The following is a 12,516-nucleotide window of genomic DNA, read 5'->3' on the forward strand; positions in this document are numbered from 1 at the left end:
CATTACCACAAAGACTCAAAACAACATGAATAAGAGACGTGATTTTCTGAAAAGCTCTGGTGCCATGGCCCTTGGAGCATTGTTCCTCCCTAACCTCGCAGCAAGAGCAGCAGGCAAGGCGGAGGTCAAAAATGTGGGCATCCAGCTCTACACGGTGCGCAACGAGATGCTGGCTGATGCCCCAGGCACGCTGAAGCAGTTAGCTAAGATCGGATATAAAGAACTGGAGTCGGCGCGAAGCCAAAAGGGGTTATACTATGGTCTGCAGCCTAGGGAAATCCAAAAGATCACCAAAGACCTGGGTATGAATTTGCGCAGTGGCCACGTGGCCCTCGACAAAGACTGGGCACGCACCGTAGAGGCCGCCGCAGAAACGGGGCAGGAGTACCTGATCTGTTCTTCCATGCCTGCTGAGGGACAAACAGTGGCTAATTACACGCGGGTGGCGGATATGTTCTCGAAAGCAGGTGAAGACTGCCAGAAAGTGGGTATTAAGTTTGGCTACCACAACCACGAGTACGAATTTGAAAAGGAGAATGGCAAGGTACTGTATGACGTGCTGCTGGAGCAAACGGATCCGGAACTGGTGAAGATGGAGATGGACCTGGGTTGGGTGATTCTGACGGGCAACGACCCGGTGGATTACTTCAATAAATACCCGGGCCGCTTCCCGTTGTGGCACCTTAAGGACATGAACCGTGCTCAGCAGCATAGCACCGAGTTTGGCAAGGGCGCCATCGACATCAAGAAAATGCTGCAGAACGCCAACAAGTCGAAGATGAAGTACTTTTTTGTGGAGCAGGAAGAATACGCCGGCGAGCCGATGGCCAGCGTGCAGCATAACTACAACTACCTGAAAAAACTCAGCATGTAGCCACTTGTGCGCTCTATAAAAAAAAGGGCCAAACGGTACACAGTAGCGTTTGGCCCTTTTTGCTTGATTGCCTTTGTAGCTATGACGTGAGCGTTTTCGCCCGTGGCATGCTATAGTGTAATTAGCCCAATCACGGGCACATGGCGATCGCACTATGCCCGGTAAGCCTGTGGAGTGCCTTGAAAGGGTTTTTAACCTATAACGCCTCCTACGATTTCCGCCCTGGGCGTGGAAAAGTAGGAGGCGTTCTTTTCTATGAAACCTGAAAGAATGCTTTATAAATCAGAGTATGCAGTTGGGTGGAGCAGGAAAATATCAGCGTGCTTCATATTATGGGCGTACTCCGACATCGCGCTCAGCTTTTTCCAGTCCGGGTCAGCCCCAAAGGATTTCCACCTTTTGTCCCGATCCGCCATGTTCTCGAACGAGGTCATGTAAATCAGATTCGGCATTTTGTCGCCCACGAGCACGCGGCCGTAGAAAATCGCGTTGAAGTTCAGCTTTTTAAAGATATCGATCTCTCCGTTGTTGAACATCGACACCTTGTTAAGGTGCAGCTTATCGGTAGCTGACTCGTAGCTTCGCAGCTCATACACGCGCTCGGATGGCGCAGAACTGAACTTCGGGCTAAATATCCCTGGCATCCCAGCAAACGCTTCTATCAGCGTGATCTCGTAACGGTTGTAAAGCGGCTGGTCATAAGGCGCATCAAAATATTCCTTCCCGGCAGTAGCGTACTGCTTGTCTTTCGCCAGTTTATCATCCAGCTTAAAAAACTGATCGGGAGCCGTAAACGGGATGAAGACATATACCTGTTTCCCGGCTGAATCGGGTTTTGACTTTGCAGCATCTTCCACCGGCTTAAAAACGCCTACTTTAGAAACGCCTGCACGGTGGAGGGCTGGCAAATAAGCCTTTTGCAAATAGTTGTCGAGGCGCTCTTCCTGACTCTTGTCTTTCAGGTGGTATACCTTCAGCGCATAAAAGCCGGGCTTCGCGCTTTGGCTGAATACGGGCAAGGCAGCGGCTACCCAAAGTACCAGCAGGCAGAGGGCAAAAATGTTCTTCGTTTTGAGATGCATATATTTTGAGAAGTATGTGTGAAAGGTTGAATATAATCAAGTTAAGGGCTAAAACATAGTAGAAATTGAGTGAAAAAGCAATAAACAGTGTTTATACATTGGTAAACCTTTTCCCCGCTTGATTATAGTCTGATGGAGTTACGGCTTATACGGTAGTATGTCTGGAACTGCTACCGTATCTTTGTTTCTGAAATTTATACCGGCCTTAGCGGCAGCCTGGTTCTTCCCGGTAAAAGTCAGCATTTATACCAAAGCATGGATTTTAAGATCATTCACAAAGCATTCGATTACCTTACTCCGCACGAACTCTATGACCTGCTCCGATTGCGGAGCGATGTGTTTGTGGTGGAGCAGAACTGCGTATTTTTGGACCTCGACAACAAAGACCAGCAGTGCCAACACCTGCTGCTTTATGCACAGGACAAACTAGTAGCCTATTCGCGCCTGGTGCCGCCGGGCCTCGCCTACCCCTCCGAAATGTCCATCGGCCGTATCCTGACAAGTAGGGACGTGCGTGGCACTGGTGTCGGCAGAGCTTTACTGGATGAATCGATAGAGGCTTGCTACCAGTTGTATGGCCAGGGCGCTATCAAGATCGGGGCACAGCTGTACGCAAAGAAGTTCTATGAGCCATTTGGGTTTGTGCAGAGCGGTGCAGTATACGATGAGGATGGCATCGACCACATCGAAATGACCAAGCCTGCACCCACAACGGATAATAACTTGTAATACAGATGGCTGAATACACACAACCGGATTCGGGCATCCTGCTGGACCTGGTAACACAGAAAATGCCTTTCGGTAAGTATAAGGACGTGTTATTCTGCGACCTGCCGGTTTCTTACCTCGAGTGGTTTCAGCAAAAAGGTTTTCCAGCAGGCAAACTCGGGATGCAGCTAGCTACTATCTTCGAGATTAAGACCAATGGTTTGATGTACTTGCTAGATCCGCTTCGCAGGAAGAGACGCTATTAGCAGACATGAAAGCAAAAGAGCCGCTGCAGTACGCAGCGGCTCTTTTGCTTTTTATTGATATGGTAATCAACCGATCTCGAGACAAGCCTTACAGGTTCATCTTCTTCATCTCATTCACGGCATAATCAACGGCGCGCGCCGTGAAAGCCATATAGGTCAGCGAAGGATTTTGCGTGGAGGTGGATGTCATGGAAGCGCCATCCGTCACAAACACGTTCTTGCAGGCATGTAGCTGGTTCCACTTGTTCAGCAATGATGTTTTTGGGTCATGCCCCATGCGTACCCCACCCATTTCGTGTATGTCCAGGCCAGGCGCTTGCTTTGAGTCCTTAGCCTGTATGTTTTTGAAACCAGCTAAGGTAAACATCTCGGTCATCTGCTCGATGTAGTCCTGGGTCATTTTCTCGTCATTCTCATCATAATCGATGGAGATCTTGAGTTGCGGCATTCCGTACGGATCCTGCTTGGTTGGATCTAAAGCCACGTAATTACTCTCTTTCGGAATCGTTTCTCCCATCATGTGCGAGCCTACCGACCAGCCACCCAAGGTTGGGTTGAGTAAGCTGTTTTTGAGGTCGGCACCTAATCCATCCTGGCTCCTGACGGTGTTGCGATTGGCACCAAACCCGGCGGCATACCCACGCAGGAAATCTGTTTCCTGCTTGTGCAAGTTGCGGAAGCGCGGGATGTAGGGGCTGTTTGGGCGGCGGCCGTCTGTCGTCTTGTCCAAATCCCCTTCATACTCGCCCGAAACGCGTGCCCGGTAGTTATGGAAAGCGACATACTTACCCATCAGGCCATTATCGTTGCCCAGACCGTTCGGGAAACGGTTGGAGGTGGAGTTCAGCAAGATCAGGTTCGTGTTCAGCGCAGCAGCATTCACAAATATGATCTTCGCGTAGAACTCTATTTCCTCTTTGGTATTTGCATCAATCACGCGCACACCGGTAGCCCTTTCCTTTGCATCATCATAAATGATAGAGTGCACCACGGCATCAGGGCGCAATGTCATGTTGCCGGTGCGTGCCGCCCACGGAATAGTGGAGGCATTGCTGCTGAAATATCCACCAAACGGGCAGCCGCGCTCACAGATGGTGCGGTGCTGGCACTGCGCCCTGCCCTGCTCCAGATGTATGGGCTGCGGTTTGGTGATGTGTGCGGCGCGGCCCATAATTACCTGGCGGTCTTTGTACTTACTGGCAACCTGCTTCTGAAAGAATTTCTCTACACAGTTCATCTCATGCGGCGGCAAAAACTCGCCGTCGGGCAGTTGCGGCACACCGTCACGGTTACCGGAAATGCCCGCGAACTTCTCCACATAGCTATACCAAGGGGCAATGTCGCCATACCGGATCGGCCAATCCACGGCAAAGCCATCGCGGGCTGGTCCTTCAAAATCGAACTCGCTCCAACGCTGCGTTTGCCGTGCCCACAGCAGCGACTTGCCGCCCACCTGGTAACCGCGTATCCAGTCGAAGGGCTTTTCCTGCACGTATGGCTGCTCCGCGTCTTTCACAAAAAAGTGCTCGGTGCCCTCGTAAAACGCATAGCACTTGCTCACGATAGGGTTGGCCTTTTTAACATCTAGGGGCAACTGCCCCCGGTGCTCAAATTCCCACGGGTTTTTGGTGCCGGTAGGGTAATCCTTTATGTGCCGCACGTCTTTTCCTCGTTCCAGCACCAGCGTCCTGAGGCCCTTCTCAGTCAGTTCTTTCGCTGCCCAACCGCCGCTGATGCCCGATCCGATCACGATGGCATCGTATGTTCTGTCTTTTACGGTACTGTTTCCTATGTTTGCCATGATCTTAGGTAAGGGGTTTAGCTTCTACCGGAACGCAGCCATAATAATGGCCAGGCACTGCCTGGTAGTTGGTTAAGTTCATCATCACGTATTCGGAGTTCATGTAGCCACGCACTGTCAGGCCCTTTACTGTCCTGTAAAAGTCCTGCTCCCGGGCATCCTCCGACTTTTCCATGGCCTGCAACAGCGCAATCCGCTCGGCAGTTGCCAGTTTATCAAAGGTTTTGCCATGCGCTTTCTTGGTGCTGGCCTTTAGCTTATCCAGGCCATACACCAGATTGTCCTGTGCTTCTTTCTCATAACAATCCAGCACCATTTTCTGGACAAAGATGGGCACATTCAATTCCTTGGCACCAGGCGTATCGGTGGCCGGGATAATCGTATCCACGATATGCGATAACAGGCTCTCTTGGCTCGGGGTGAGGTATGGCTGTAACTCATCTGTAAGGGCACTTTTACTCCCAAGGTCACAACCCGGAAGCAATACTAGGCCAGAAACCGCCAGGGCCATGTTTCTGATGACTATTCTTCTATTCATTGAGGCAAAACGTTTAAAATCACAGGCAGAATATGTATTGGAGAAAGCTTGCTATACCGGCTATAACCTACTGCTCAATCCATTTAGCAAACTCTTCTCTTAAATCTACTAAAGACTTCTGAAAGATACTTGCTCTAAGGAAGAATAAGTTACTGAAAAGAATGCAAGTGTTACCGGATGGCGCAAGAACTTACACATAAATGCGAAATTAGTACCATGTTCTGCACTTAAAAGCGGTATCCGGCTCAAAAAGTTCCTGCTGTGTAAATCTGTCTAAGGCTCCCGAACTCTACCCCTTGCTTTAGCCCATGCATTTACTTTCAGCCTGTTCAGATCACCATTTGTAGGAGCAGCACGCCTAAAAGCCCCAGCACCGACACCAGTGTTTCCATGATCGACCAGGTGGCCAGAGTCTGGGGAATCGTGAGGTTAAAGTATTCTTTGAACATCCAGAAGCCAGGGTCATTCACGTGCGAGAACATAAGGCTCCCTGCCCCGATAGAAAGCACCATCAACTCCGGGCTCACGCCTGTGCTAGCCACCAGCGGGAGGGCAATACCGGCACCCGTAATGGCGGCAACCGTAGCCGAACCCAGGCTTACGCGCAGAAGCGCCGTGATAAGCCAGGCCAGGAAAAGCGGCGACAAATTTGTACCGCTCATGATAGCTGTCACCTCGTTGCCCACGCCACTGTCCACTAGCACCTGCTTCAGGGCACCGCCCCCACCAATGATAAGCAGGATCATGGCGATGCCACCGATAGAGTCCGTGCAGATTTTCATCACATCGGGCATATCACGGCCACGCTTCAGGCCCAGGGTATAAATGGCTACCAGCACCGAGATAAGCAGGGCCATCACCGGGTCTCCAATAAACTCAAACAGGTTGCGCACCGGCGAGCCTTCGGGCAGCAAAATGGTGAGCACCGCCGAAGTAGCCATCAGGGCAATGGGCACCAGGGCTGTGAACACGCTAACGCCATACCCCGGCATCTGCTCTTCGGGCAGCGGCTTGATGACGAACAGGTTCTGCGGCGGAGCGGTCTTGATTTTCTTTGTGAAACGAGTGAAAATGGGACCAGCCACAATGATAGTCGGCACTGCCAGGCACAGGCCGTACAGCAGGGTTAAGGTAATATCGGCACCGAAAATGACGGCAATGGCCGTTGGGCCCGGATGAGGCGGCAGAAAACCATGCGTAACCGAAAGGGCTGCTGCGGCCGGTATACCCACGTACAGTAAAGGCAGCTCCGCCGACACCGCCACCGCAAACACCAGCGGAATGATCACGACAAAACCGGCATTGTAAAACATGGGCAGGCCCACGATAAAGCCCGTCAGCACCATGGCCCATTGCAGGTTCTTTTTCCCGAAACGTTTGATCAGACCATAGGTGATGCGCTGCGCTGCCCCACTCTCCGATAACAAATTGCCCAGCATCGCCCCAAAGCCCAGGATCAGGACCAGAGAACCCAGCGTATCGCCTATACCTTTTTGCAACGAGGCCAGCGCTTCTTTTACCGGCATCCCCTCTCCCAGCCCCACCCCCAGCGCTACCAGCACCAGGGCAATAAAGGCATTAATCCGAAAGACCAGCGTTAGAATTAAAAGCGCGATAACGCCGAGCAAAACAATAAATAGCGACATAATGCAGGTTAAATACTTTGATGGAAGGAGTTAGGAAATGTTATACTATCCCTTAATATATAGATAATATTTTATACAACCTGAATTTCCTGAAAGCAAGTGCTGCCAGCCGAGGGCTTAACTGCCCCTGAGGCGGGGGTATAAAGCCTCGAAGATAGCATAGCTCTGCATATACTTCGCATGCTGCAACGGGTCTGGCAGGAATGTTTCTTTGATCCGAACCATCGCTTTGGCCTGCTCCAGGTCTGCTATATGGCCCAAACCATACATGCCCATGATCGCGGCTCCGAGCGCAGAGCCCTCATGCGTGTCTGTTAAATGCACTTCCACGTTGAACACATCGGCCAGCATCTGTACCCATAACCTGGAACGGGAGAAGCCGCCATTGGCATAAATAGTGCTGACCGCACCAACCGTTTGTTCCAGTGCACGCCCTACGCTGTATACCCCGAAAATCACCCCTTCCATCAGGGCGCGCAGGAAATGCTCGCGGGTGTGGTTGTAATGCACCCCGTAAAAGCAGGCCCGTGCCATAGGGTCCCAGATGGGTGCCCGCTCGCCAAGCAAGTAAGGCAGAAACACCAGTCCCTCAGCACCTGCGGGCACTGCGGCGGCTTTCTGGTTCAGGAGCTCGTAGAAGTTTTTATCCTCTGCTATTGCCACAGCAGCTTCCGTTGTGTAAAAATTGTCACGGAACCAGCGCAGGACCACGCCACCGTTGTTCACGGCACCGCCCAGCACATAGCGGTCTGGGGTGAGGATATAACTGAAGATGCGCTCTTTGGTGTCGGTGGCCGGCTTGTCGGCCATTACCCGCACGGCGCCGCTGGTACCGATGGTGACCACGGCCTCGCCCGGTTCCACGGCATGCGCGCCCAGGTTTGCCAGGCAGCCATCGCTGGCCCCGATCACAAAAGGCAGCGACGCCGGCACGCCCAGCAACTCGGCATAGGCAGCCTGCATGTTCCGGAAAGTATAGGTCGGGGCTACCGGGTCTGAGAGTCTTTCCGGAGTGATACCAGCCATCTCCAAAGAATCAGCGTGCCATTTTAAATCGAAAATATTAAAAAGGCCAGTAGAAGAGGCAATGGAGTAATCGATCTTAAACTCACCGAAAAGGCGGTAAAAAACATACTCTTTGATGCCGATAAACTTTGCCGCGCGGGCAAACACAGCGGGCTCGTGCTCCTTCAGCCAACGCAGTTTGGGCAGCGGCGACATAGGGTGCAAAGGCGTGCCCGTGTGCAGGTAAATATCATGCCCTATAACGCTCTCTTTCAGCGCGATGGCCTGTTCCATGCTGCGGGTGTCGGCCCAGGTAATGCAATTCGTCAGCGGCTGACCTTCGGCATCCACGGCAATCAGGCTGTGCATGGCACTGCTGAAGCACACGCCAGCCAGGGTATACTCCTCAGAGGCATTGAGCTGTGCAGCCACTACCCGAAAGGCATCGAGCACAGCCTGCAGCACCACCTCAGGGTCCTGCTCGGCAAACGCTGCCCGGGTACTGATGAGCGGGTATTCTTCGGCAGCGCGGTACAGTTGGTTTCCTTTCAAGTCAAAAGCCACGGCTTTCGTGCTGGTTGTACCGATATCCATTCCTAAGAAAGAAAGCTGCTTCATGTGGGGTGATGTTTTAAGTGTGCGCCCTGTTCAGGCGGGTATAGCTTCTAAAATAGGGAGATTAATCCATGTATCGAAATAAAACCGGAAAGCACCTAAAAACAAAGCCCCTGTTGCTGACAACAGAGGCTTTGCTCAGGCAGGACCGGAAGGCTTACATCACCACGGATGTATCTTCTTCTACCATGCGCTGGCTAGCGGCAAACCGAACATTCCGTTTGCTGATGAGCAGAATAATGAGTCCGCCGGAGGCGCAGGCAAGCATCACGCCCACCATCGGCAGGGCCGTTTGGTTGTGGAACACGCTTACCGCCGCCGACATCAGGCCACCCATCGCCATCCGGAAGCTGCCCATTAACGCCGCTGCACTTCCTGCGTAACGCGAAAACGGAGCCAGAGACAGAGCCGTAGCATTGGGGTTTGTCAGCCCTTGCCCTGTCAGGAACACGAACATCAGCAGAATGAGGCTATACATGTTATACCAACCATACCAGATGCCAACCACCAGCAGGAGCCCCACCATGCTTTGGTAAATAAGCGTAAAGTTGATGATCTGCTGGCTGGTGAATTTCTTGAGCAGTACGTGGTTTAGCTGCGTGGAGCCGATCATGGCAAAGGCCAGAAAGGCGAAAATCCAGCCATAGGTTTGCTCGCTCACCTTGTAGATGTTCATGAACACGTTAGCAGAACCTGCGATGTAGGCAAAAGGCGCAGCCGTTGCCACCCCTCCCACCAGCGCATACACCATAAACTGGGGCTGCTTCAGCACCATATGGAAATTCTGGAGTACCTGCTGTGGGCGTAGCGAAAGCGAAGTGTCCGCCTGTTTTCCGTCTGGAAGCGCGAAATGCACGCTAAGCATGATCAGGAGCGTAATGGCAGCCAGAATCAGGAATACGTAATGCCAACCGAAAACCGCCGTCACGTAACCGCCGACAGTGGGCGCTATCATCGGAGAAACGGCAATTACCAACGTGATCGTGGAGAACACCTGCGCCGTCTTCTTCACCGGAAACAAGTCGCGGACCATCGCCTGCGCGGCCACCATACCGGCACAGCCGCCAAGCGCCTGCAGAAAGCGCATCAGGATAAGGGCATCGGAAGAGGTCGTAAAAGCACAGGCTATGGAAGCGATGATGTATACTGCCAAGCCGACATATAGTGGGTTCTTGCGCCCATACCGGTCCAGCAGAGGACCGTAGAGCAATTGCCCCGCCGCTATACCTATCAGGTAACTGGTTAGGGAGAGTTGCACCTGCTCAATGGTAGTGTTCAGGTCTTTGGCAATGGCCGGAAAGCCCGGCAGGTACATATCTATCGAAAAGGGGCTGATGGTGGCCAGCGCCCCTAAAATGAGGATAAGCGTGAGGTATTGTTTGCGCGTCATGTTGTAAAAAGATTCAAAGTTACGACATTCATTAACACCAGAATTGATTTATAGTTTAATCTTACCGTAACTATTCTGCCGCCGCGTAGTAATCAATCACAAATCAGGATGACACCGGGGTATAAGCCTTCCAGCGAATGCCTTGCTCTACCTCATCTATAACCAAACGACATGAGTATGGAAGTGAAGCACGAAGAGAAATTCCAGCAATTCACGATAGAAACAGGCGGCGGTGAGGAAGCGGAATTAGCTTACGCGCGCCCTGAAGATAAGGTAATTGATTTTACGCATACCTTTGTGCCACCCGATGAGCGTGGACAAGGCTTGGCAAATAAACTGGTCAAAACCGGGTTGGAGTATGCTGAAGCTAACAGCTTAAAAGTAGTGGCTACCTGCCCTATGGTAGCAAAGTACATTCAAAAGAACGAAGCGTACCAGAAGCTACTGGCAAATAAGTAGGCCACCGCAGTAATTACTTGGCGGGATGACCTCAATTCTGAAAGTTGGTTAAGCCGTTTACAGGCAAAATTTCTAATGGGTAGTTTTTCCTGAGACTAGGTTTTCCAGGTGGCTGTATTTATTTTTAAGGGCGTTCAGTTCCTCGTCTTTTACTATCTCATCTACTTTGCACAGCAGTGCCAAGTCTTTCAACAAAACGGGTTCTATGATGATCATTCTGTCCTTATAGAGCTTATCCAAATAGAAGCGACAATACATCCGGTCTTCATTCACAGGTGTTAAAGCAATGAAATCGCAGGCCAACAGCTTCACCGAAAATTCTCTCAACTCATTCATTTGGTAATCGTTTAGTTCTGTGCTAATAGCCCAATACATGTTTACACAATCAAGCGACTGCTAAGTACTTGAACTCTAAAGGCAGGACTTGGTTACAAATACTTGCTATAATACGTGTTTATACTTATTATTTTATCCTGAGGTGGGTATAATCATACTATCTTCGCAATCATCCGCTCCTGTTTTAGGAATCTGTTAATGGGCAAAAGAAAGTAGCTTTGAAGGAATACGCTTATTTAGAGCGCTGTTAAAGCTTGTGAAGTAGTTGACTTGTATAGGCTGGTTTATAAAGAAATAGCAATATTATTTAGGACTTGCTGACCACGATATTGGTCAGGGCTAGCAGCATGAGCGGGTGCTTTTTCCGCATCTTCTCTAACATGTACTCCATGATAAAATAATCGCTTACCTGGCTATCAATGCCATCACAAAGCAACGTGTATTTGAACCGGATGACGCCTATATAGCAAGTATCGTCATGGTCGATGAGGTAATTGCAGATGCTGTAGTATAGTTCCTGTGACTCCTTCTCACCGAGTGCAATGCTTAGCACGTCTTCTACGGCCTTTTTGGCGCTGGTTTTCAACATAACTAAGGCAATATTTAAGAATTTCAGATTACTAGGAATACGGATTTCAAGCGTATAGTTTACCCAATATTCATAAAATTCCGCACCTTACTTTGGATATCCTTATCCATTAGTCGTTAAGTTATAAATGCAATTTACTTGCACTAATATAGATGCTGTTTGCCAATCTAATCTTGCTTCTGTATGTAGGTAACCCACACGACTAACAATCTCAGTTAACCTGTTATTACCTGTTGCCCGGCAAACACTACACGCGTAAGGATGTATAAAACTAATCCGCTGCAGGGGGCGGATATAAAGCCACTCTCTTCTGTCTTCCTGAAAGGATTTAAGATGCTGCGAGAATGGTCTTGATCTCCTTGCCCGCTGGTTTCGTTTCTGAATGATAAATTTCTTCACGGTTGCCGCTGAATTCTTATTGGCTTGATTCGGGAAGTAAGATTTGGAAATAACGATGTATTGCGGGCTAGAACACTGCCGACGGCAAAAACCACGACTAAACTTATACATATGCAAAGCCATCCGTGTGGATAAGGTGTGTATAATTCCCTAATCTACCCTCCTGATTGCTGCAATGCCAGTCTTCAACTGTTTGATTTTAAGTTAATTAAACAATTTTTACATTTTCCCTGCATTTACAGGCGTGTAAAATTTGTCCACATGCACAAATCATACATACTGGTTACCTATATTTGTAAATATAAACTCCCTTACACATACTGGTAACATGCAGCAGACAGAGATAAAAACAAGCACGCACAGAGGCGAAACGATAAAAGAAGCAATCAAGGCGAGTGGTGTGGCCGTAGGTGTAGTGGCCGAAAAACTGGGTATAAGCCGTAAAACGCTTTATAATAAATTCAAGGAGGCAAGCATTCCGTATAGCTTTATACTAAAGCTGGGCGAGGTGATCCACCACGATTTTTCGCAGGAATACCCGCATTTGAGTAAAACTGTAAAGAAAGAAGCTCCTAAGCCCCAGGCACCTGCTAACAATAACCTGCTGCTCCCATTTGATGGAGGGCCTCAGGAACCTTATAAGCCCAACAACATGAAGGAGTGTGAGCAGGAACTCGTAAAGCTGCAGCGCAAATACATTGCTTTGCTGGAGAACTTCAACGAGTTGCTTATAAAGACTTCTCAGTCGAAGTAACACCCTACAACTGCATCAAACTGAAAGCTCCCGCCTTAAACCAATACGAGTACA

The 12,516-nt window shown here is 50.1% G+C and carries 13 protein-coding genes; 5 read left to right on the top strand and 8 right to left on the bottom strand.

Features of this window, described 5'->3' with window-relative positions; genetic code table 11:
- Nucleotides 1-25 precede the first annotated feature (25 nt).
- Entirely contained in the window at nucleotides 26-874 is an 849-nt protein-coding gene (locus ACXYMU_RS12535; protein WP_458986743.1) for a sugar phosphate isomerase/epimerase family protein, read from the top strand.
- Nucleotides 875-1,149: 275 nt separating this feature from the next.
- Here ACXYMU_RS12535 and ACXYMU_RS12540 read toward each other — a convergent pair whose 3' ends face one another.
- Complete coding sequence (locus tag ACXYMU_RS12540; protein WP_458986744.1) at nucleotides 1,150-1,956, bottom strand: NIPSNAP family protein; 807 nt, start codon at nucleotides 1,954-1,956, stop codon at nucleotides 1,150-1,152.
- 255 nt (nucleotides 1,957-2,211) lie between these two features.
- Between ACXYMU_RS12540 and ACXYMU_RS12545 the strand changes: the two genes are divergently transcribed.
- Entirely contained in the window at nucleotides 2,212-2,685 is a 474-nt protein-coding gene (locus ACXYMU_RS12545; RefSeq protein WP_458986745.1) for a GNAT family N-acetyltransferase, read from the top strand.
- Nucleotides 2,686-2,690: 5 nt separating this feature from the next.
- Nucleotides 2,691-2,930, top strand: coding sequence for a DUF3820 family protein (locus ACXYMU_RS12550; protein WP_458986746.1), 240 nt, complete (start codon nucleotides 2,691-2,693; stop codon nucleotides 2,928-2,930).
- An 88-nt stretch (nucleotides 2,931-3,018) separates the two neighbouring features.
- Here ACXYMU_RS12550 and ACXYMU_RS12555 read toward each other — a convergent pair whose 3' ends face one another.
- From ACXYMU_RS12555 to ACXYMU_RS12575, 5 genes are all read right to left on the bottom strand, one after another.
- Nucleotides 3,019-4,731 carry a GMC oxidoreductase gene (locus tag ACXYMU_RS12555; protein ID WP_458986747.1) on the bottom strand — a complete coding sequence of 571 codons (1,713 nt, stop codon included), beginning with the start codon at nucleotides 4,729-4,731 and terminating at the stop codon, nucleotides 3,019-3,021.
- 4 nt (nucleotides 4,732-4,735) lie between these two features.
- Nucleotides 4,736-5,269, bottom strand: a complete 534-nt coding sequence (locus tag ACXYMU_RS12560; protein ID WP_458986748.1) for a gluconate 2-dehydrogenase subunit 3 family protein — start codon at nucleotides 5,267-5,269, stop codon at nucleotides 4,736-4,738.
- Between the two features lie 329 nt (nucleotides 5,270-5,598).
- Complete coding sequence (locus tag ACXYMU_RS12565; protein WP_458986749.1) at nucleotides 5,599-6,915, bottom strand: gluconate:H+ symporter; 1,317 nt, start codon at nucleotides 6,913-6,915, stop codon at nucleotides 5,599-5,601.
- A gap of 117 nt (nucleotides 6,916-7,032) precedes the next feature.
- On the bottom strand, nucleotides 7,033-8,538 hold the full coding sequence (locus tag ACXYMU_RS12570) for a gluconokinase (protein WP_458986750.1): 1,506 nt from the start codon (nucleotides 8,536-8,538) through the stop codon (nucleotides 7,033-7,035).
- 154 nt (nucleotides 8,539-8,692) lie between these two features.
- Complete coding sequence (locus ACXYMU_RS12575) at nucleotides 8,693-9,925, bottom strand: multidrug effflux MFS transporter (RefSeq protein ID WP_458986751.1); 1,233 nt, start codon at nucleotides 9,923-9,925, stop codon at nucleotides 8,693-8,695.
- A 171-nt stretch (nucleotides 9,926-10,096) separates the two neighbouring features.
- Between ACXYMU_RS12575 and ACXYMU_RS12580 the strand changes: the two genes are divergently transcribed.
- The gene (locus tag ACXYMU_RS12580; protein ID WP_458986752.1) at nucleotides 10,097-10,384 is read left to right on the top strand and encodes a GNAT family N-acetyltransferase; all 288 of its coding nucleotides are present in this window, start codon (nucleotides 10,097-10,099) and stop codon (nucleotides 10,382-10,384) included.
- 72 nt (nucleotides 10,385-10,456) lie between these two features.
- Here ACXYMU_RS12580 and ACXYMU_RS12585 read toward each other — a convergent pair whose 3' ends face one another.
- The gene (locus ACXYMU_RS12585; protein ID WP_458986753.1) at nucleotides 10,457-10,720 is read right to left on the bottom strand and encodes a hypothetical protein; all 264 of its coding nucleotides are present in this window, start codon (nucleotides 10,718-10,720) and stop codon (nucleotides 10,457-10,459) included.
- A gap of 307 nt (nucleotides 10,721-11,027) precedes the next feature.
- Entirely contained in the window at nucleotides 11,028-11,309 is a 282-nt protein-coding gene (locus ACXYMU_RS12590) for a hypothetical protein (protein WP_458986754.1), read from the bottom strand.
- A 727-nt stretch (nucleotides 11,310-12,036) separates the two neighbouring features.
- Here ACXYMU_RS12590 and ACXYMU_RS12595 point away from each other — a divergent pair.
- On the top strand, nucleotides 12,037-12,462 hold the full coding sequence (locus ACXYMU_RS12595) for a helix-turn-helix domain-containing protein (RefSeq protein WP_458986755.1): 426 nt from the start codon (nucleotides 12,037-12,039) through the stop codon (nucleotides 12,460-12,462).
- Nucleotides 12,463-12,516: the final 54 nt, after the last annotated feature.

Source organism: Pontibacter sp. CAU 1760 (genome assembly GCF_054482735.1).

Excerpts from the sequence above, each read along its gene's own strand:
- ACXYMU_RS12535 (WP_458986743.1), top strand. The coding sequence starts at position 26 with ATGAATAAGAGACGTGATTTTCTGAAAAGCTCTGGTGCCATGGCCCTT.
- ACXYMU_RS12540 (WP_458986744.1), bottom strand. The coding sequence starts at position 1,956 with ATGCATCTCAAAACGAAGAACATTTTTGCCCTCTGCCTGCTGGTACTT.
- ACXYMU_RS12545 (WP_458986745.1), top strand. The coding sequence starts at position 2,212 with ATGGATTTTAAGATCATTCACAAAGCATTCGATTACCTTACTCCGCAC.
- ACXYMU_RS12550 (WP_458986746.1), top strand. The coding sequence starts at position 2,691 with ATGGCTGAATACACACAACCGGATTCGGGCATCCTGCTGGACCTGGTA.
- ACXYMU_RS12555 (WP_458986747.1), bottom strand. The coding sequence starts at position 4,731 with ATGGCAAACATAGGAAACAGTACCGTAAAAGACAGAACATACGATGCC.
- ACXYMU_RS12560 (WP_458986748.1), bottom strand. The coding sequence starts at position 5,269 with ATGAATAGAAGAATAGTCATCAGAAACATGGCCCTGGCGGTTTCTGGC.
- ACXYMU_RS12565 (WP_458986749.1), bottom strand. The coding sequence starts at position 6,915 with ATGTCGCTATTTATTGTTTTGCTCGGCGTTATCGCGCTTTTAATTCTA.
- ACXYMU_RS12570 (WP_458986750.1), bottom strand. The coding sequence starts at position 8,538 with ATGAAGCAGCTTTCTTTCTTAGGAATGGATATCGGTACAACCAGCACG.
- ACXYMU_RS12575 (WP_458986751.1), bottom strand. The coding sequence starts at position 9,925 with ATGACGCGCAAACAATACCTCACGCTTATCCTCATTTTAGGGGCGCTG.
- ACXYMU_RS12580 (WP_458986752.1), top strand. The coding sequence starts at position 10,097 with ATGAGTATGGAAGTGAAGCACGAAGAGAAATTCCAGCAATTCACGATA.
- ACXYMU_RS12585 (WP_458986753.1), bottom strand. The coding sequence starts at position 10,720 with ATGAATGAGTTGAGAGAATTTTCGGTGAAGCTGTTGGCCTGCGATTTC.
- ACXYMU_RS12590 (WP_458986754.1), bottom strand. The coding sequence starts at position 11,309 with ATGTTGAAAACCAGCGCCAAAAAGGCCGTAGAAGACGTGCTAAGCATT.
- ACXYMU_RS12595 (WP_458986755.1), top strand. The coding sequence starts at position 12,037 with ATGCAGCAGACAGAGATAAAAACAAGCACGCACAGAGGCGAAACGATA.